Source organism: Streptomyces sp. NBC_01275 (assembly GCF_026340655.1).
In the GTDB taxonomy this organism is placed as follows: domain Bacteria; phylum Actinomycetota; class Actinomycetes; order Streptomycetales; family Streptomycetaceae; genus Streptomyces.
In genome coordinates this window covers 9,272,378-9,292,211 of sequence record NZ_JAPEOZ010000001.1, presented here as the reverse complement: position 1 = coordinate 9,292,211, position 19,834 = coordinate 9,272,378, and the positions used below count along the sequence as shown (strand labels likewise).

Genomic DNA, 19,834 nt, shown 5'->3' with positions numbered 1-19,834 from the left:
CGCGCCGCCCCCGTGCACCACCCCTTCGGAAGGACCGCCATGATCTCCACCCTCCAGTCCCGCCCGTGGCGCGGGGCGGACGGTGACTCCACCCCACGTCTGGCCTACGGCGCCGACTACAACCCCGAGCAGTGGCCTCGGGACGTGTGGGAGGAGGACGTCCGGCTGATGCGGGAGGCCGGGGTGAACGTCGTCTCCGTGGCGATCTTCTCCTGGGCCCGTATCCAACCGGGGCCGGACACCTGGGACTTCGACTGGCTCGACGAGATCATGGACCTGCTGCACGCGGGCGGGATCGGGGTCGACCTGGCCACCGCCACCGCCTCCCCGCCGCCGTGGCTGACCACCGCCCACCCGGAGATCCTGCCGGTGACGGCGAACGGCGAGACGGTGTGGCCGGGGGCGCGCCAGCACTGGCGGCCCACCTCGCCCGTCTTCCGCGAGCACGCCCTGCGCCTGGTCCGGGAGCTGGCGAACCGCTACAAGGACCACCCCGCGCTGGTCGCCTGGCATGTCTCCAACGAGCTGGGCTGCCACAACATCTACGACTACTCCGACGACGCGGCCCGCGCCTTCCGCGTCTGGCTGCGCGCCCGCTACGGCACGCTCGACGCCCTCAACCACGCCTGGGGGACGGCGTTCTGGTCGCAGCGCTACAGCGACTGGGAGCAGCTGCTGCCGCCGCGGCTGGCCGCCTCGCACCCCAACCCGACCCAGCAGCTGGACTTCAAGCGCTTCTCCTCGGACGTGCTCAAGGACCATCTCATAGCCGAGCGGGAGATCCTGCGGGAGATCACGCCCGGGGTTCCGGTCACCACCAACTTCATGGTGATGGGCGGCACCAAGGGCATGAACTACCCGGACTGGGCGAGCGAGATCGACTTCGTCTCCAACGACCACTACGTCCACCCCGGCCCGCAGGACCGCGACGAGCTGTCCTTCTCCGCGAACCTGGTCAGCGGCATCGCGGCCGGCCGCCCGTGGTTCCTGATGGAGCACTCCACCAGCGCCGTCAACTGGCAGCCCGTCAACGTGGCGAAGCACCCCGGCGATCTGGCCCGGGACTCGCTGCTGCACGTGGCGCACGGCGCGGACGCGGTGTGCTTCTTCCAGTGGCGGCAGTCGGCGGCCGGCGCCGAGAAGTACCACTCGGCGATGGTCCCGCACGCCGGCCGGGACAGCGACCTGTTCCGCGCGGTGGCCGACCTCGGCGCCACGCTCAAGACCCTGGCCCCGGTGGCCGGTTCGCAGCGGGAGTCGGCGGCCGTCGGCATCCTCTACGACTGGGAGTCGTGGTGGGCGAGCGAGCAGGACTCCCATCCCACCTCCCTGCTCGACTACCGGCAGGAGGCGCTCGACTGGTACTCGGCGCTCCTCGCCCTGGGCGTGCGCGCCGACCTCGTCACCACCCGCGCCGACCTCTCCCGCCACCAGGTCCTGATCGCGCCCGTGCTGCACGTCGTGCCCGCCGAGCTCGCCAAGGAGCTCACGCGCTACGCCGAGCAGGGCGGCCATCTCGTCACCACGTACTTCTCCGGGGTCGTCGACGAGAACGACCACGTCTGGCTGGGCGGCTACCCGGGCGCCCTGCGCGAGCTGCTCGGCCTGCGCATCGAGGAGTTCGGGCCGCTGCTCGTCGGCGAGAGCGTGGAGCTGGACGACGCGACCACGGGCAGCCTGTGGACCGACCGGATCACCGTCACCGACGACTCCGACACCGAGGTCCTGGCCCGCTACCGCACCGGGGTGCACGCCGGCCGTCCCGCGATCACCCGGCGCACCACGGGCGCCGGTTCGGCCTCGTACGTCTCCACCCGGCTCGGCGTCGACGGGCTGCGCTCGCTGCTGCCGAGGCTGCTGGAGCCGGCCGGGGTGCGCAGCGAACTCCCGGCGGACGTGCGGGGATCGGTAGAGCTGACCGTGCGGCGCGGCGACGGGGAACGGTTCCTGTTCCTCGTGAACCGCACCGACCAGACCGTGCCCGTGACCGGCCTGACCGGTGAGGTCCTGCTCGGGGACGGCGGCCCGGACGGCGCCCTCGTCCTCGGGCCGCGGGACGTCGCCGTACTGAGGCAGCCCGCCGGCTGAGGCCCGCGCCCCACCTTGAGAACTCCTCGTCACGGCACGCACCCGTGCCGTGCCGTGCCGAGGGCCATCCCCTCCTGCCCGTGGGGCGGGAGGGGCCACCACAGCGACCGCACCGCAGTTGGGAGCACAGATGGCACGCCGTACCCGCAGCAGACGGACCCTCGGGGCCGCAGCGCTGACCGCCCTGGCCACCGGGGCCGCCCTGCTCAGCGTTCCCGCGCAGGCGCAGGCCGACGCCGTGGCCGCCGTCACCGTGACGCCGGACCCGTCGTACCAGCAGCAGAAGTTCGAGGGCTGGGGCACCAGCCTGGTCTGGTTCGCCAACGCGACCGGCGACTATCCGCCGGCGATCCGCGAGAAGCTCGCGAAGCTCCTCTTCGACGACGACGGCCTGGCGCTGAACATCGCCCGGTACAACATCGGCGGCGGCAACGCCCCGGACGTCACGGACTATCTGCGGGCCGGCGGCGCCGTCGAGGGCTGGTGGAAGGCGCCCGCGGGCACCACCCGTACGGACACCGACTGGTGGAGCGCGGACGATCCGGCGGACTGGAACAAGGACGCCGACGCCACCCAGCGCTGGTGGGTGGACCGCATCAAGAAGGACATCACCCACTGGGAGACGTTCAGCAACTCCCCGCCGTGGTTCATGACCGAGAGCGGGTACGTGTCCGGCGGGTTCAACGCCAACGCCGACCAGCTGAAGGCCGACTCCGTCGACGACTTCGCCGCCTATCTGGCGGGAGCGACCAAGCGGCTGGAGAAGGCCGAGGGCATCAAGGTCGACACGGTCGACCCGTTCAACGAGCCCAACACCGGTTACTGGAGCACCCGTCTGGGCGCGGACGGGCAGCCCGTCGGCGGCCGCCAGGAGGGCGCGCACATCGGGCCCGCGCTTCAGCAGAAGGTGCTCGCCGCGCTGGCGCCCGCGCTGAAGAAGGCGAAGGCCAAGGCCGAGATCTCGGCGATGGACGAGACCAACCCGTCGATCTTCGCGACGAACTGGAACTCCTACTCGCAGGCCTCCAAGGACCTCGTCGACCAGATGAACGTCCACACCTACGGCACCGGGCAGCGCACCACCGTGCGCGACCTGGCCAAGGCCGCGGACAAGCCGCTGTGGATGAGCGAGGTCGAGGGCGACTGGGGCGACGGGCAGAGCTTCACCGACATGCGGCCGGGCCTCGGGCTCGCCCAGCAGATCGTCAACGACCTGCGCGAACTGGAGCCCACGGCCTGGGTGTTCTGGCAGCCGGTCGAGGACTACGACAACATGAAGCCGGGCGGCGAGTCCGCCAAGGGCGGCAACTGGGGCTCCATCCAGCTCCCGTTCAGCTGCACCAAGACGGACACCCTGCAGTCCTGCCCGATCTACACGAACACCAAGTTCGACACCGCGCGCAACTTCACGCACTTCATCAAGCCCGGCGACAAGCTGATCAAGGTGGACGACACCTCCAGCGCCGCCGCCGTGACCCAGGACGGCAAGGGCGCCTCGCTCGTCCACGTCAACTCCACCACCGCGGCGCGCACGGTCACCATCGACCTGTCCAAGTTCCGCACGATCAAGGGCAACGCGACCGTCACGCCGACCGTGACCAGCGCCGACGGCAAGCTCCAGCAGCAGGCCCCGGTCAAGGTCGTCGACGGCACGGCCACCTTCACCGTGCCCGCCCAGTCCGTGACCTCCTTCGCCGTCAAGGGCGTCTCGGGCGTCGCGAAGGACGCCGGCCTGTTCAGCAAGGGGCACTCCTACACGCTGACCGGCGTGCAGAGCGGCAAGGCCGTGACCGTCGCGGCCAACGGAACCAGCCTGGTGATCGGTTCGGCCAACGGCGCCACCGCGCAGGAGTGGCAGCTGGACGCCCGGCACGGCAAGACCGGCAACCGCCAGCGGTACGTCTTCGCCAACCCGGCCGAGGGCAAGCGGCTGGCCGTCCGCGACAACGTGCCCGTCGTGGAGCCCGACACGGGCGAGCGGGACCCGGCCACCGAATGGATCATGTCGAGCACCGGCGACGGGACGTGGACCCTGGTCAACGCGGCCACCGGCCGGCTGCTGGAGGTCGGCGGTCAGGCGACCAACGAGGGCGCCGCCGTCACGACCTGGCAGGCCAACTCCGGTTCCAACCAGCGCTGGAGGGTCACGGACGTGACCCCGTAGCGCCTACTCGCCGATCTCCGCCCGCATCGCGATCGTCGTGATGCGGGCGGATGGCGTTGCGGCCGGGACGCGTTCCAGGACGCCGCCCGCGAAGACGTCGTACAGCGGCAGCGTCTCGAGGTGGACGTAGCCGATGTGGCAGTCGCAGACGGCGAGCGGGCAGGCGCGGGGGCTCAGGGCGGCTCGGTAGGAGCCGTCGTAGAGGTTGCCGAGTTCGGCGCGCACGAAGTGACAGCGGCGGACCGTGCCCTCGCCGTCGACCGAGATCACGGACTCGCCGGTGCGACAGGGCAGGCCTGCGCTGGTGTGCGGACGGCGGCTGTACGGGAAGAGCGGGTCGAGGGCGGTCCAGTCGTCGGCCTCGGCGTCCGTGTAGGTGTGGCCCTCGGCCGCGTTGATCCACAGGTAGACGTGCGCGGGCAGGTCGGCGCGCAGCCGGCGGGCCGCTTCCCGGTGCTCGGGCAGGCCGACGATCCCGACGCTGAAGCGCACGCCCCGCTCCGCCAGATCACGGCACTTGGCGAGGAAGCGGTCGTACGGGGTCTGCCCCGGGTGGTACGTGCACCACAGGGCCAGGGTGTCCCGGTCGGCGTCGGCGAGCCAGTCGGTGCGGCAGCTCAGGTTGGTCTGGATGGCGACCCGGCGGATGTGCGGGAGGCGGGAGAGGTCGGTGAGGGCACGCCGGTACCAGGAGCGGACCAGGCCCTCGCCCCAGGGGGTGAACAGGATCGAGAGCCGGTCGTCGGTCTGGCCCGCGGCCCACTCGGTGAACCGTTCCAACGCGGCCCGGTCGGCGCGCAGTCGGGCGGTGGAGTCGCGCCGCTTGGCGAACGGGCAGTACGGGCAGTCGTAGTCGCAGGAGGCGAGGGGGCCGCGGTAGAGGAGGGTCAGGTCCATGACGGCCGGTCACTTCCTCTCGTAGGCGGCCATGGCGGTGCGCACGGCCGGGGAGAACAGGTCGGGTCCGACGGCGTCGGAGTGGGCGAGGCCTTCGGGGGTGAGCTTGAGCCGTGCGAAGTCGTCGGTCAGCCAGCCTCGGTCGGCGAGACGGGCGAGTTCCGGGCCGAAGTCGTCGGCGGGCGTGCTGCCGAAGCGGGCGCGGTAGTCGGCCACGGGGAGTCCCTCGGCCTGGAGGAGCGACTGCAGGAGATGGCGGCGCCGGGCCTCGTCGTGCTCCATGCGGTAGCCGACCTCGGCGCGCGTGAAGTCGTCCGTGCTGACGTAGTCGTCGATGATGCCCCGGATCTGGTGCATGTCGACGGCGTAGTCGAAGGAGTAGTGCAGATCGGCCGTGTAGGAGCGGGCGCCGCAGCCGAGGCCGATCATGCCGTCGGTCTGGCAGGCGTAGTCGTCGGCGCCCTGGGGCGGGGCGTCGGTGCGGCGGAACATGCGCATGGACTGCTGGGTGTAGCCGTGCGCGAGGAGATGGTCGCGGCCCGCGCGGTACAGGCGCAGCCGTTGCTCGTCCCAGGCGGGGTCGGGGCCCGTGCTGCGCCGGTCCAGGCCGGTGAGGGGGCGGACGTAGAGGGGGTAGAGGTAGAGCTCCTCGGGTCGCCAGGCGAGGGCCGCGTCCAGGGAGTGGAGCCAGGTCTGTTCGGTCTGGCCGTCGATGCCGTAGATGAGGTCGATGTTGAGGACGGGGATGGCCGTGTCCCGGATGCGGCCGAGGGCCGCCTCGACGTCGGCGCGGCGCTGGGGGCGTACGGCGGCCCGTGCCTCGGAGTCGACGAAGCTCTGGACGCCCAGGCTGAGGCGGGTGGCGCCGCGGTCGGCGAGGACGGCGAGCCGGTCGGCGGTGGCCGTGGCGGGCGAGGCCTCGACGGAGAGCGGGACCGCGCGCAGGTCGGCGCCCATGCGGTGCTCGGCGATGTCGCAGAGGCGCGTCAGCTCGGCGGCGGTGAGGAAGGTGGGGGTGCCGCCGCCGAAGGCGGTTGTGGCGAAGTGGGCCTCGCCCGTTTCCCCGAGTGCCTCCCGTACGGCGTTCGCCTGCCGCTCCAGCGCGTCCAGGTAGGCGCCGCTCAAGCCGTCGGGGGCGCCGATGCGGGTGAAGAGGTTGCAGAAGCCGCAGCGGACCTCGCAGAACGGTATGTGCAGGTAGAGGGAGAGCGTGTCTTTCGGTTCGGCCGCCCACAGGTCCCTCAGCCTCGGGCGGTCCTCCAGTGCGCGGTAGGCGGTCTTGTGCGGGTAGGCGTAGACGTAGTGCTGGTAGGGGCTGGTGCGCTGCGCTGTGGTCATGCGGCGGCCTCGGCGGGGTCGAGGAAGAAGTGGGCGTACGGCACGGTCCACACGGACTCGTGGCCCAGGCGGTGGCCGGTGTAGCCGTCGTCGCCGTAGGCGGTGCCGTGGTCGGAGCAGACGATCGCGAAGCAGCGGCGCCGGGCGCTCATGGCGGCGAAGAGCCGCCCGATGTGCCGGTCCACGTACTCCAGCGCGGCGGCGTGTGTCGCGCGGGTGTCGCCGGCCTCGCGGGTCGCGCCGGGCAGATGGAACCAGTTCGGCTGGTGCAGCGCGGACACGTTGAGGAAGAGGAACAGCCGCTGGTCGGCGGGGAGTCGGGCGATCACCCGTTCGGCGCAGGCGACCTGGTTCTCGAAGGACTGCGGTGAGGTGACGCCGAACTCCGGTGTCCAGTGGGACTCGTGGAAGAGGCCGGGCAGCACCGAGCCCAGCGGGCCCTGCTTGTTGAAGAAGCCCACTCCCCCGACGCACACCGTGTGGTAGCCGTCCTTCGCCAGGCCGGAGACGAGGTCCGGGGTGTCGTAGACGTAGGTCCCGTCGGCGGTGGTCTCGCTGCCCGCGAAGCTCGCCGCGAACAGCCGCGGGTGCGGTCCGGGGGCGGCCGGGGTCGGCAGGAAGCCCGCGAAGATCGCCTGGTGGGAGGCGTAGGTGAAGCTGCCCGGGGCGTGCCGCTTCTCCCAGCGGCCGCCGGGGAGATGACGGGCCAGGTACGGGATGCGACCTTCCTCGGCGAGTTCGGCGGCGACGTCGTGGCGCAGGGTGTCGAGGGTGACGAGGAGCAGGTCGTGGCTGCCGACGACCTCGTTCATGTCAGGCGTCGGTGCGGGCGAGGGCATGGGGCGTTCCTGTTCTGGGCTGGGGGCGGGCCGCTCGGCCCCGGCCGGGCCGGGCGACGTCCCGCAGGACGGCGGCTACTTGTGCGGCGTAGGTGTCGAGGCCCTCCGCGCCGCTTCCGGGCAGACCGGTGAGCCGGGGCAGCAGATCGCCGAAGGCGTTGACCTCGCCGACCGCGGCTCTGCGCCAGCCGACGGCGGGCAGCAGGTCGACGCCGACGCACAGCGTGCGCGGGAAGCAGGCCGCGGCCGCTTCGCACACGCCGAGCAGGTCGGCCCAGCGGGCGCCCGCCGCCTCGACGGCCCGCCGTGCGGCCTCGAGGTCGCCGCGGCTGCCGCCGAGGTGGAGGTTGGTCATCGGCGAGCGGCTGGTGCGGACCACCGCGTGGGTGGCCCGGCCGGCCACGACCACGACCCTGAGGTCGGCGGCCCGGCCCTCCTGGGACGCCTTCGGCAGCCAGCGCTCCAGGTGCAGGCCCTCGGGGGCGAGCGTGTCGACGATGGCCGCGACGTCCCGCTCGCGTTCGTAGCGCCGCACCTTGAGGGAGTTGTACAGCAGGCCGTCCGGGGCGAGTTCCACGGAGGTGGTGGCTCTGATCCGGTCGCCGCCGCCCGACTCGACGGCGAGGACGCCCGACGCGGACGATCCGTGCGCGGGTTTGACGAAGAGCCGGTGCATCCGATGCCCGCGCATCAGCGCCCGTACGTCGTCCCAGCCGCGCACCGGCGCGCCCTGCGGCCCCGAGGTGGGCGAGGCGGGAACCGGGACTCCGGCCGCGTCGAGGGCGCCGTGGCAGAGCCGTTTGTCGAACAGCACGGCGAGATCGTCCGGATCGTCGAGGCGGATCCCGCCGCGCAGACCGTGCAGCGCGGCGGTGAACCCGGCGTACCAGCGGGCCGAGCCCTCGACCCGGGTGGGGTCCTCGCCGCCGCGCAGCAGCCGGTCGACCTCGGGGTTCTCGCCGGGCGAGTCGACCCGGACGATCTCCTCGGCGGCGAAGTCGGCGCCCCCGGCGCGCAGGACGTCCGTCCAGGGCACGACCCGCGGGGCGGGCAGGCCGGCCGCGCACACCGCGTCGCCGAAGAGGGCGACCCGGCGGTTCTCCGGATTGCCGACCACCGCGAAGCGCGGGAGTAGCGGAAGCTGCGAGGGATACGGGGGGTGAGAGGGGTGCGGGGGGTGCAGGGGAGCCGACGGGCGCGGGGGATCCGAGGGGTGCGGGGGGTGCAGGGGATCCGACGGGCGCGGGGCATGCGAGGGGTCGTGGTGCATCAGCGTCCGCTCACTCGCCCACGGCCACGTAGCGCCACACCGTGTCCTCGTCGCTGTCCTCGTGGGCGCCCGCACGGTCGAGGTCGACCTCGACCCCGGCGGGCTCCAGGGTCTGCCGGACGCGGTCCACGAGAGGCTCGCTGAGGTAGTGGTGGAACAGGTCGAGGTGCTTCAGGTGGGTGAGCGGCTGACCGCCGAGCAGGGCTTCCGCGCCCTCGTCGGTGAGGACGCCCATGGACAGGTCCAGCACCTCCAGGCGGGCCACGACCGGGGCGGACGCGACAGCCGCGGCGACGGCGTCCTGTACATCGCTGTTGCGCAGGGCCAGGTGACGCAGGCTCGGCAGCCGGGCGCCGGACAGAATGGGCTCCAGATCGGCGGCCTCGGTGTCGGCGCCGTAGTTGGAGGTGCCCAGCCACAGGTCGAGGTGGACCAGCGCGGGCAGGTCGCTGCCGCCGACGGCGCGCACCACCTCGGCGGACAGTCCCCCGGTCTCGATGACGAGCGACTGCAGCGCGCTCTGCTTCAGGGCCTGGAGACGCAGCCCGGATCCGCCGCGCACACCGAACTCCTCCAGCTCGGGGAAGCTTGCGAGGAGCGGGGTGACGTCGGTCTGGACGATCCAGGAGATCTCGCACTCCTCCCCCGTCATGTCGCCGAGGAACAGCGCGCGCAGCGCGGGGAAGCGGTCCCGCGCGGCCAGCAGCGCCTCGATGACGACGGAGGAGTCGTTCTCGTACGCCTCCTCCCAGGCGCCGACGATCAGGGCCTTGACGCGAGTGGTGTCGACGGCGGCGCAGAAGCGGGCGAACGCCTCCGCCCAGGTCTCCTCGTGGTCGTAGACGTCACTGGTGATCCGCCAGGCGACGGAGTCCGCGGCGGGCAGGCCGTCCGTCTTCCCGTCGGGACCCGGGAAGGTGTGCGCGGGCAGCCGGTACAGCTCGTGAAGGTGGTCACCGATGGTCATCCGGCTGCTCCTGAAGAGAAAAAGTGTGCGATCCGTGGTGTTCCCGCAGTTGTACCAACAGGCACTGACAACGCCCGTCGGCGGGGGCGAGGTTCGCGGCCGGGTTCGGGGGCGTTGTCAGTGGCGGGCCGTACGGTCGTCGACATGAGGCCGGTGCGCCGTGCGCCCGGCGTGGAGGGAGAGCCATGTACCGGCAGGGAGACGTGCTGATCGTGCCCGTGGCGGAGGAGGCGGTGCCGCCGCATGTCGCGCTCGCTCCGATGGAGCGACGCGACGGTCGCGGCCGGCTCGTGCTGGCGCTGGGCGAGGTGACCGGGCACGCCCACGCGGTCGTGGGACCGGGTGATCTGGTGCGGGAGCCGGGGCCGTTCGGTCCGCTGCTGCTGCACCTTCCCCAGGGCGGCCGGGTGGTCCACGAGGAGCATGCGGTGATCGCGCTGCCGAAGGGGTGGTACCGGGTGATCCGGCAGCGGGAGTACGTGCCCGGGTCCGTGCGGATCGTGGCGGACTGAAGAGAGCCGACTGAAGAGAAGCGAACGCGACGGGCTGAACAGAGGGCGACGGAGGGGCACATGACCGCAACAGACGACACACACGCCGTGGACGACGTCCACCGCTGGCGCACCCACGCCTCCGCGGCCGGGCCCGCCGACCGCGCGGCCGCCGAGGCCGGCGTCCGCCTGGCCTACCGCAGGGCCGGCCTCGCAGGACCCGAGCACATCGTGTGGGCCGGCTCGCCGCGCGAGGCCGTCACGCTGATACCGGCCCTGGCGGACAAGGGGCCCAGCGTGCGCGAGACGGTCCGCAGCACGCCCTGGGCGCAGGAACGGCAGCGGCTGCACACGGAGTTGGGCGCCCAGGGCTGGGCGGCGCACTGGGCGGCGACCGGCGGACGCCTGTGGGACTCCACGCAGGCCCTCGTCGACCGCATCCGCGCCGGTGTCGTGGAGGACCTGACACGCCAGGACACTGCTGAGGCGCAGATCCGGCTGCTGCTGCTCGACGCCGTGCTGGGACAGCACGACGCGCCCTGGCTCGCCGCGTTCGACCCGGAGCGGGGCCCGTTGGACGGACTGGCCGCGGTGTGCCGCAGCGCGGGCTGGTGGTGGCCGTACGCACGGGTGGCGGTGGTGTGCGAGCGGCCCGTCGCCCTGCACCGTGACGAGGCGGGCCGGCTCGACCACGGGGACGGGCCGGCGCTCGCCTTCCCCGACGGCTTCGCCCTGTACGCCTGGCGCGGCATGCCCGTCCCGGCCGACTTCCTCGCGGAGCTGCCCACGCTCACCCCGGAGCGGATCCGGTCCGAGGAGAACGCCGAGCTGCGCCGGGTGATGCTGGAGTACTACGGCTACGACCGCTATCTGGCGGACTCCGAGGCCCGCCCCGTCCACCGGGACGAGACGGGCGTCCTGTGGCGCATCGACCTCCCGGACGACGAGCCGGTAGTGATGGTCGAGGTCGTCAACTCGACCCCGGAACCGGACGGCAGCCGACGCACCTACTGGCTGCGCGTACCGCCGTCGACCGCGACGGCCCGGGCGGGGGTCGCCTGGACGTTCGGGCTGGAGGCCGAGGCGTACGCGCCTGCGCGCGAGACGTAGAGGGCGGCAGGCCGGTCAGACAGCGCTGGTCACGACGTCCGTGACCTGTTGGCGGACCGCGTCCCGCGCCGTGGCGGGCAGTGCGCCGATGTCCGTCCGCTCCAACACCTCCCACGCCTGGTCGAGACCGGCGTCGACACCGGCGTCGTGGGGCTCGTACGGAGTGCTCTCGCTGAGCACCTCGTAGCCGTCGCGGACGGCCACGCGCAGCCGCTGCCCGCCGCCGGCGTCCGGGTCGGTGTGCAGGGCGACGGCCACGACCAGGGGCGGCGGCCCGCCCGCGTCGCCGGGCAGCTTGCGATAGCCGCTGGCCAGCGGCTCGTTCCAGCGCAGGCCCAGCAGGAGCTGACGTTTCGCCAGCACCTCCGCCAGGTCGGTCTCGTAGACGCCGTCGGGTTCGAGCACCGTCGCCCGGGCGTCGAGGACGAGGGCCGCGGGGAGCAGACAGCGCAGGGTGCTGCCGACGAGGTTGCCGCCGACCGTGGCCGTCCGGCGCACGGCGCCCGTTCCCACGCCGGCCGCCGCCCGGTGCAGCGCCTGCGGAACGGCCGCGTCCACGCGGTGCAGCAGCACGGCCGCGCCCAGTTCCTCGCGGCCGATCGCGTTGGCCTCGGGCAGATTGCGCAGCGACATGGCCTGCTCGGGGAAGCCGTCCCGTTGCCAGGCCGCCCATACGAGGGTGGCCCCGCCGATCGGTATCGCCCCCTCGGACAGGCACTCCTGTGCTTCGGCTATCGAGGTGGGAAGACGCAACTGCACGACGACCGACCGACCTTCCCGCAAAGTTGAATGATCACTGGCAGAGCGGATCCTGCCCAGGCGTGCGGGGGCGCACACAGGGCTCATCGCTGCATCGCCCGCGCCTGTCAGCCGCTCGATGCCTGCCTCAGCCGCTCGGCCCCCGTCTCAGCCGCTCGACGCCAGCCAGGGCATCGGGTCGGCGTAGTAGCCGTCGTAGATCACCTCGAAGTGCAGATGCGGGCCGGTGGACAGGCCGGTGGAGCCGACGCGTCCGATGGGCGTGCCGCTCTGCACGGTCTGGCCGACGGCGACCCCCAGGACGGAGAGATGGCTGTAGGTCGTCTCCAGCCGTTTGCCGTCGATGGTTCCGTGGTCGACGACGATGCGGTTGCCGTACGCCTTGGTCATGGCCGCGAACACGACCCGGCCCGCGCGCGCCGCGGAGACCTGGGCTCCCTGGGGCGCGCCGAAGTCCACGCCGGTGTGCAGTTTCGTCACGCCGGTGAGGGGGTGCTCGCGCGAGCCGTAGGGGGAGGTGACGGTGAGGGTGGTCACGGGCGGGGCCAGGATCGCGTCGGCCTGCGCGCTGCCGCTCGGGGTCTCCCGGTCGAACTCCTCGTAGCGGGCGAACAGGCCCTTCACCTCGGTGAGGTAGGTCTTCGCCCCGGCGGGCACGCGCCCCGCCTCGGCCACCGTGTCCGTGCCGACCGCGTACGCGGCCAGGGTGAGGTCCACGAGGTCCCCGGAGACGGTGCCGTCGGTTCTGAGGTCGGTGACCTTCCGGGCGAGGGAGCAGTCCTGTCGGCCGAGCGCCATGATGGCGTCGGCCTGATCGCGCGGCGAGGAGCGGCCGTTGCCGTCGTCGTCCTTGCCCCAGGTCCGCCACTGCGCGTCCGTGAAGGCGGCGATGCCCTGCTCGCCCGACGCCCCGCCGACGCCGTTGTCCCAGCCGGAGAGCTGGTCGATCTGGGCGGCGAGGAAGGACGCGCTGACGACCGTGCAGGCCTCGGCGGACTTGCGCAGCCAGGGGCCGTACGTCTCGTTGACGCCGCCCGCGGTGTCCTGCTGGGCGCTCGAACCCGGGGTCAGGTCGTCGGGGAGTCCGCCGGTCAGGGCGAGGAACCCGGCCACCGCGCCGAGGGTGAGCAGGCCGGGCAGGACGAGGAGGGTGAAGGGGCCCGGGCCGCGCCGACGCGGGGCAGGGGATGCCGGTTCACGTGCGGGTTCCGCTGCATCCGGTGGTTCCGGGGAGTTCGCGGTCTGCTGCGGAGGTGTCTCGACGGCGTGCTCGTCGCTCACGCGGCGGGTTCCCGACGGTGGGTCACCGGCCGCTGCGCAAAGGTGCTGTTGCTCACGGGCGGACGCTAGCCGGTGACCCGCCCCGCGTCACCGGTCGCGAGGGCAGACCTGGTGCCCTCTCGGGCAACGGCCGCCCGGGGGCTGTCGGAGGGGGTTGGTAGAAAGTACGGCGCACGGGCCGGGACGCGGAGTCCCGGCCACCGTCCCCTCTCGGAGGTTCCCGCCGATGACGCTGGGCCACATCTCGGAACTGCACGGCCTGCCGGTGTACGAATTCCCGCTCCCCGGCGCGCTCGCCGGAGCCCTGCCGGACGCGGGGTCCGTCGCCTGGAAGCTCGTCCGGCACGACGGCGAACCGGAGGACTTCGACGAATGCTGGGACCGCTTCCTGGACACCGTGGACCCGGCGCGGGTGCGCGCCCTGGTCTTCGGAGCGGGGGCCTACGGCAGCGATCTGGACGCCGGCGATCCCGACGAGACGGCCGACCGGCTCGCACAGGCCGCCGACCGGCTCACCGGGCTCGAGGCGCTCTACCTCGCCGACCTCGACTTCGAGGAGTGCGAGCTCTCCTGGATCGTCCAGGGGAACGTGTCCCCGATCCTCGCCGCCTACCCGCGGCTGCGGGAACTCGCCGTCCGTGGCTCCGGCGGCGGCTTCAGCGGCGGGCCGGGGCTGGAGTTCACGCCGGTGCGCCATGAGCACCTGCGGACGCTCCGCTTCGAGAACGGCGGGCTGCCCGCCCAGGTGGTCCACGGCGTGGCCGCCTCGGACCTGCCCGCCCTCGAACACCTGGACCTGTGGCTGGGCGTGGAGTGGTACGGCCGTACCGCGACCGTGGGCGACCTCGCGCCGATCCTCGACGGCTCCCGGCTGCCCGCCCTGCGCCGTCTGGGCCTGCAGAACTGCGACCTCCAGGACGAGACGGCCACCGCGGTGGCGACCGCGCCCGTGGTGGCCCGGCTGACGTCCCTGCACCTGGGCCGCGGCACCCTGTCGGACGCGGGCGCCGAGGCCCTGCTCACCGGCCAGCCGCTGCACCACCTCAAGGAGCTGGACCTCCACCACCACTTCCTGTCGGACGCGATGATGCAGCGGCTGCGCGAGACCCTGGAGCCCTTCGGCGTGCGGGTCGACGTCGACGAGCAGGAGAAGACCGACGAGGAAGAGGACCGGTACGTGTCAGCCGACGAGTGACCGGCTCACCCCACCACGACGAGCAGGTCGCCGCCCTCCACCTGCTGGATGCGGTTGATGGCCAGCCTGTTGACCCGGCCGGCCTTCGGGGCGGTGATCGTGGCCTCCATCTTCATCGCCTCGATGGTCGCCACCGTCGCCCCGGCCGCCACCTCGTCGCCCTCGGCGACCGCCAGCGTCACCACGCCCGCGAACGGCGCGGCGACATGGCCGGGGTTGGTCCGGTCGGCCTTCTCGGTCACCGGGACGTCGGAGGCGGCCGCCTGGTCGCGCACCTGGATGGGCCGCATCTGGCCGTTGAGGGCGGACATCACGGTGCGCATCCCGCGTTCGTCGGCCTCGCCGATCGCCTGCAGCTCGATCAGCAGGCGTACGCCCGGCTCCAGGTCGACGGCGTACTCCTTGCCCGGGCGCAGACCGTAGAAGAAGTCCTTGCTGTCCAGGACGCTGGTGTCGCCGTAGGCCTGGCGGTGGGTCTCGAAGTCGCGGGTCGGGCCGGGGAAGAGCAGCCGGTTGAGGGTGGTGCGGCGGGACTTCTCCAGGCCGTCGCGGTCCTCGGCGGTCAGTTCCTGGACGGGCTTGGCCTCGGCGCGGCCCTGGAGCGCCTTGCTGCGGAAGGGCTCGGGCCAGCCGCCGGGCGGGGTGCCCAGCTCGCCGCGCAGGAAGCCGATGACGGAGTCGGGGATGTCGTACCGGTTCGGGGTCTCCTCGAAGTCCTCGGGGCTGACTCCGGCGCCGACCAGGTGCAGGGCGAGGTCGCCGACCACCTTGGACGAGGGGGTGACCTTGACCAGGTGGCCGAGGATGCGGTCGGCGGCGGCGTACATCGCCTCGATGTCCTCGAAGCGGTCGCCGAGGCCGAGGGCGACGGCCTGGGTGCGGAGGTTGGAGAGCTGGCCGCCGGGGATCTCGTGGTGGTAGACGCGTCCGGTCGGCGAGGCGAGGCCCGCCTCGAACGGCGCGTAGATCCGGCGTACGCCCTCCCAGTACGGTTCGAGGTCGCCGACGGCCTGGAGGTCGAGGCCGGTGGGGCGGGCCGAGTGGTCGGTCGCGGCGACGAGGGCGGACAGCGACGGCTGCGAGGTCGTACCGGCCATGGAGGCCACCGCGCCGTCGACGGCGTCCGCACCGGCCTGGATCGCGGCGAGGTAGGTGGCGAGCTGGCCGCCGGCGGTGTCGTGGGTGTGCAGGTGCACCGGCAGGTCGAACTCGGTGCGCAGCGCGGAGACCAGCTTGGCCGCGGCCGGGGCGCGCAGCAGGCCGGCCATGTCCTTGACGGCCAGGACGTGGGCGCCGGCCTCGACGATCTGCTCGGCCAGGCGCAGGTAGTAGTCCAGCGTGTACAGGCGCTCGTTCGGGTCGGACAGGTCGGAGGTGTAGCACAGGGCGACCTCGGCGACTGCCGTGCCGGTCTCGCGTACGGCGTCGATGGCGGGCCGCATCTGGCCTACGTCGTTGAGCGCGTCGAAGATGCGGAAGACGTCGATGCCGGTGGCGGCGGCCTCTTGGACGAACGCGTCGGTGACCTCGGTCGGGTAGGGCGTGTAGCCGACGGTGTTGCGGCCGCGCAGCAGCATCTGGAGGCAGATGTTGGGGACGGCCTCGCGCAGGGCGGCCAGCCGCTCCCAGGGGTCCTCGGCGAGGAAGCGCAGGGCGACGTCGTAGGTCGCGCCTCCCCAGCATTCCAGGGAGAGCAGGTTCGGCAGGGTGCGGGCGACCAGCGGGGCGGAGGCGAGGAGGTCCTTGGTGCGGACCCGGGTGGCGAGCAGGGACTGGTGGGCGTCGCGGAAGGTGGTGTCGGTGACGCCGATGGTCGGCGACTCGCGCAGCCAGCGGGCGAAGCCCTCGGGGCCGAGGTGGATCAGGCGCTGCCGGGAGCCCGCGGGCGGCTCTTCGGCGGGCAGCGGGGGCAGCTTGGTGGTGGGGTCGATCAGGTCGGGGCGCTCGCCGTGCGGCTTGTTGACGGTCACGTCGGCGAGGTAGGTCAGCAGCTTGGTGCCGCGGTCGGCGGAGGAGCGGGCGGTGAGCAGGTGCGGCCGCTGCTCGATGAAGGAGGTGGTGACCCGGCCCGCCTGGAAGTCCGGGTCGTCGAGGACGGCCTGGAGGAACGGGATGTTGGTGGCCACGCCACGGATGCGGAACTCGGCCACGGCCCGCCGGGCGCGTCCGATCGCGGTGGGGAAGTCCCGGCCCCGGCAGGTGAGTTTGACCAGCATGGAGTCGAAGTGCGCGCTGATCTCCGTACCCGCGTGGGTGGTGCCGCCGTCGAGGCGGATGCCGGAGCCGCCGGGCGAGCGGTAGGCGCTGATGCGGCCGGTGTCGGGGCGGAAGCCGTTGGCGGGGTCCTCGGTGGTGATCCGGCACTGGAGGGCGGCGCCGTGCAGGGTGACCGTCTCCTGGGACAGGCCGAGGTCGGCGAGGCTCTCGCCGGCGGCGATGCGCAGCTGGGCCTGGACGAGGTCGACGTCGGTGACCTCCTCGGTGACCGTGTGCTCGACCTGGATGCGCGGGTTCATCTCGATGAAGACGTGGTTGCCCTCGGGGTCGAGCAGGAACTCGACGGTGCCGGCGTTGCGGTAGCCGATCTGCCGGGCGAAGCGGACCGCGTCGGCGCAGATGCGGTCGCGCAGCGCGGGGTCGAGGTTGGGTGCGGGGGCGAGCTCGATGACCTTCTGGTGGCGGCGCTGGAGGGAGCAGTCGCGCTCGAAGAGGTGGATGACGTTGCCCTGGCCGTCGGCGAGGATCTGCACCTCGATGTGGCGGGGGTCGACGACGGCCTTCTCCAGGAAGACGGTGGAGTCGCCGAACGCGGACGCGGCCTCGCGGGCCGCGGCCTCGATGGACTCGCGCAGCTGGGCGGGGTGCTCGACGCGCCGCATGCCGCGCCCGCCGCCGCCGGCGACCGCCTTGACGAACACGGGGAAGCCGATGTCGTTCGCGGCACGTACCAGTTCGTCGACGTCACTGGAGGGCGCCGAGGAGCCGAGGACGGGCACGCCCGCCTCGCGGGCGGCGGCGACGGCCCGGGCCTTGTTGCCGGTCAGTTCGAGGGTGCGGGCGTCGGGGCCGACGAAGGTGATGCCCGCCTCCTCGCAGGCGCGGGCCAGTTCGGGGTTCTCGGAGAGGAACCCGTAGCCGGGGTAGACCGCGTCCGCGCCCGCCCGGCGGGCGGCGCCGACGATCTCCTGAACGGAGAGGTAGGCGCGCACCGGGTGTCCGGGTTCGCCGATCTCGTAGGCCTCGTCGGCTTTCAGCCGGTGCAGTGAGTTGCGGTCCTCGTGCGGGAAGACGGCGACCGTGCGCGCGCCCAGCTCATAGCCGGCGCGAAACGCACGGATCGCGATCTCACCACGGTTGGCGACCAGCACCTTGCGGAACATCGTGGACCCCTTCAGCCTGCCGGTGACGGGACCATCGTGTCGGTGAGCGACCCGGTTGACCATGTGAGCCGGGCCACTCACCGCATGTCTCGCTCGATTGGACCGTGTGCGGGCAGAGTTCTGGGGTCGTCCGGACCGTGCGCCGCAGGAACTCTCGGGTCGCGGTGCTCAGGTCGCGGTGGCCGCCGCGGCCGCCCGGCCCGCCTGGCGTCCCGAGAACAGGCAGCCGCCGAGAAAGGTGCCCTCCAGCGAGCGGTAGCCGTGGACTCCGCCGCCGCCGAAGCCGGCGACCTCTCCGGCCGCGTACAGGCCGGGCACGGGGTTCCCGGCCGCGTTCAGGACCCGGCCGGAGAGGTCGGTCTGGAGGCCGCCGAGGGTCTTTCGGGTGAGGACGTTGAGGCGTACGGCGATCAGCGGGCCGGCGCTGGAGTCCAGGATCCGGTGGATGGCCGCGGTGCGGCTGAGGCTGTCGCCGGTGTAGTTCAGGGCGTTGCGGATGCCCATGACCTGGACGTCCTTGGTGTACGAGTTGTCGATCTCCCGGTCGCGGGCCTCGATCTGCCGCTTGAGGTCGGCGAGCTCGATGAGGTTGTCGCCGGTGAGCTTGTTCATGCCGGCGACGAGGTCGGTGAGCGTGGTGGCGACGACGAAGTCCGCGCCCTTGTTCTTGAACTTCTCGATCGGCTCCGGGGTCTGCCAGATGCGGGACAGCAGCTGCCAGACGTTCTTGTTGGTGAGGTCCGGGTTCTGTTCGGAGCCGGAGAGCGCGAACTCCTTGGCGATGATCTTCTGGGTGGTGACGAACCAGGAGTAGTCGTAGCCGGAGTCGGTGATCGTCTTGAGGGTGTGCAGGGTGTCGTAGCCCGGGATGTCCGGGGTGGTGAACCGCTTGCCCTTCGCGTCGAACCACATCGACGACGGGCCGGGAAGGATGCGGATGCCGTGGTTCGGCCAGATCGGGGCGTAGTTGCGCAGGCCCTCGGTGTAGTGCCACATGCGGTCCGGATTGACGATCCGGCCGCCCGCCTTCTCGGTGATGGCGAGCATCCGGCCGTCGACGTGCGCGGGGACGCCGGTGACCATGAACTTCGGCGGGGTGCCCATGCGGGCGGGCCAGTTCTGGCGGACCAGATCGTGGTTGGCGCCGATGCCGCCGGAGGTGACGACGACGACCGGAGCGCGCAGTTCGAAGTCGCCGACCACTGTGCGGGAGCTGGGCGTGCCGCGGGCCGCGCCGGAGGCCTCCAGGACCGCGCCGCGGACGCCGGTGACGACTCCGCCGGTGGTGACGAGCTCGTCCACGCGGTGGCGGAACTTGAAGGTGACCTTGTTCGCGTCGACCGCGGCCCGCACCTTCTTCTCGAACGGCTCGACCACGGCCGGGCCGGTGCCCCAGGTGACGTGGAAGCGGGGCACGGAGTTGCCGTGTCCCGTCGCGAGGCCGCCGCCGCGCTCCGCCCAGCCGACGATCGGGAACCACTGCACGCCGAGCCCGGACAGCCAGGACCGCTTCTCGCCGGACGCGAACTCGACGTACGCCTTGGCCCATTGGTAGGCCCAGTAGTCCTGGCCGGTGGGGTCGTCGACGCCCCGGTCGAAACCGGCCGTGCCCTGCCAGTCCTGCCAGGCCAGGTCGTAGGTGTCCTTGACGCCCATCAGGCGCTGTTCGTCGGAGTTGACGAAGAACAGCCCGCCGAAGGACCAGAAGGCCTGGCCGCCGATGCTCGCCTCGGGCTCCTGGTCGAGCAGGAGCACCTTGCGGCCGGCGGCGGCGAGTTCGGCGGTCGCGACGAGTCCGGCGAGGCCATGGCCGACGACGATCGCGTCGGCGTCCTGGGACTCGGCGCCGAAGGCCGGGAAGGCCTGGGCGGCGAGGGTCGCGCCCGCGACGACCCCGCCTGCCACGGTCAGGGCGCGGCGGCGGCTGACTCCGGCGGCGTCTACGGCGTAGTCCATGAGCGGCCCTCCTGGGGGCGTTGCGTGGGCGTCACTGGGGGGCGTTACGAAGGGTGTTCCTGCGACAGCAGCACTGTTACCGTCGGTAGCCCACAGGAA

General features: G+C 72.4%; 14 protein-coding genes. 5 read left to right on the top strand and 9 right to left on the bottom strand.

The window, feature by feature from the left end:
• Positions 1 to 39 precede the first annotated feature (39 nt).
• Entirely contained in the window at positions 40 to 2,088 is a 2,049-nt protein-coding gene (locus OG562_RS40770) for a beta-galactosidase (protein ID WP_266407068.1), read from the top strand.
• 130 nt (positions 2,089 to 2,218) lie between these two features.
• Positions 2,219 to 4,252 carry a glycoside hydrolase gene (locus OG562_RS40765; RefSeq protein WP_266407066.1) on the top strand — a complete coding sequence of 678 codons (2,034 nt, stop codon included), beginning with the start codon at positions 2,219 to 2,221 and terminating at the stop codon, positions 4,250 to 4,252.
• A gap of 3 nt (positions 4,253 to 4,255) precedes the next feature.
• Here OG562_RS40765 and OG562_RS40760 read toward each other — a convergent pair whose 3' ends face one another.
• From OG562_RS40760 to OG562_RS40740, 5 genes are all read right to left on the bottom strand, one after another.
• Positions 4,256 to 5,149 (bottom strand): STM4011 family radical SAM protein, encoded by an 894-nt coding sequence (locus tag OG562_RS40760; protein WP_266407063.1) that lies wholly within the window; start codon positions 5,147 to 5,149, stop codon positions 4,256 to 4,258.
• A gap of 9 nt (positions 5,150 to 5,158) precedes the next feature.
• A complete protein-coding gene (locus tag OG562_RS40755; RefSeq protein WP_266407061.1) occupies positions 5,159 to 6,487 on the bottom strand; it encodes an STM4012 family radical SAM protein in 1,329 nt (442 codons plus the stop codon).
• The gene (locus tag OG562_RS40750; RefSeq protein ID WP_266409797.1) at positions 6,484 to 7,299 is read right to left on the bottom strand and encodes an STM4013/SEN3800 family hydrolase; all 816 of its coding nucleotides are present in this window, start codon (positions 7,297 to 7,299) and stop codon (positions 6,484 to 6,486) included. The genes OG562_RS40755 and OG562_RS40750 overlap by 4 nt, the downstream gene beginning before the upstream one ends.
• A 1-nt stretch (position 7,300) precedes the next feature.
• On the bottom strand, positions 7,301 to 8,509 hold the full coding sequence (locus OG562_RS40745; RefSeq protein WP_266409795.1) for an STM4014 family protein: 1,209 nt from the start codon (positions 8,507 to 8,509) through the stop codon (positions 7,301 to 7,303).
• Positions 8,510 to 8,606: 97 nt separating this feature from the next.
• A complete protein-coding gene (locus OG562_RS40740; protein WP_266407058.1) occupies positions 8,607 to 9,563 on the bottom strand; it encodes an STM4015 family protein in 957 nt (318 codons plus the stop codon).
• A gap of 185 nt (positions 9,564 to 9,748) precedes the next feature.
• Between OG562_RS40740 and OG562_RS40735 the strand changes: the two genes are divergently transcribed.
• Together OG562_RS40735 and OG562_RS40730 are read left to right on the top strand one after the other, a co-directional pair.
• On the top strand, positions 9,749 to 10,075 hold the full coding sequence (locus OG562_RS40735; protein ID WP_266407057.1) for a hypothetical protein: 327 nt from the start codon (positions 9,749 to 9,751) through the stop codon (positions 10,073 to 10,075).
• Positions 10,076 to 10,135: 60 nt separating this feature from the next.
• Positions 10,136 to 11,164 carry a DUF6745 domain-containing protein gene (locus OG562_RS40730; protein WP_266407055.1) on the top strand — a complete coding sequence of 343 codons (1,029 nt, stop codon included), beginning with the start codon at positions 10,136 to 10,138 and terminating at the stop codon, positions 11,162 to 11,164.
• Positions 11,165 to 11,179: 15 nt separating this feature from the next.
• Here the strand turns inward: OG562_RS40730 and OG562_RS40725 are convergent, their stop codons facing one another.
• Positions 11,180 to 11,923, bottom strand: coding sequence for an FAD binding domain-containing protein (locus OG562_RS40725; protein WP_266407053.1), 744 nt, complete (start codon positions 11,921 to 11,923; stop codon positions 11,180 to 11,182).
• A 147-nt stretch (positions 11,924 to 12,070) separates the two neighbouring features.
• Positions 12,071 to 13,204 carry a M23 family metallopeptidase gene (locus OG562_RS40720; protein WP_266407052.1) on the bottom strand — a complete coding sequence of 378 codons (1,134 nt, stop codon included), beginning with the start codon at positions 13,202 to 13,204 and terminating at the stop codon, positions 12,071 to 12,073.
• A 226-nt stretch (positions 13,205 to 13,430) separates the two neighbouring features.
• On the opposite strand from OG562_RS40720, the gene OG562_RS40715 reads away from it, so the two are divergent.
• On the top strand, positions 13,431 to 14,399 hold the full coding sequence (locus OG562_RS40715; RefSeq protein WP_266407049.1) for an STM4015 family protein: 969 nt from the start codon (positions 13,431 to 13,433) through the stop codon (positions 14,397 to 14,399).
• Between the two features lie 5 nt (positions 14,400 to 14,404).
• Here the strand turns inward: OG562_RS40715 and OG562_RS40710 are convergent, their stop codons facing one another.
• Positions 14,405 to 17,779, bottom strand: a complete 3,375-nt coding sequence (locus OG562_RS40710; protein WP_266407046.1) for a pyruvate carboxylase — start codon at positions 17,777 to 17,779, stop codon at positions 14,405 to 14,407.
• Between the two features lie 168 nt (positions 17,780 to 17,947).
• A complete protein-coding gene (locus tag OG562_RS40705) occupies positions 17,948 to 19,735 on the bottom strand; it encodes an FAD-binding dehydrogenase (RefSeq protein ID WP_266407044.1) in 1,788 nt (595 codons plus the stop codon).
• Positions 19,736 to 19,834 lie beyond the last annotated feature (99 nt).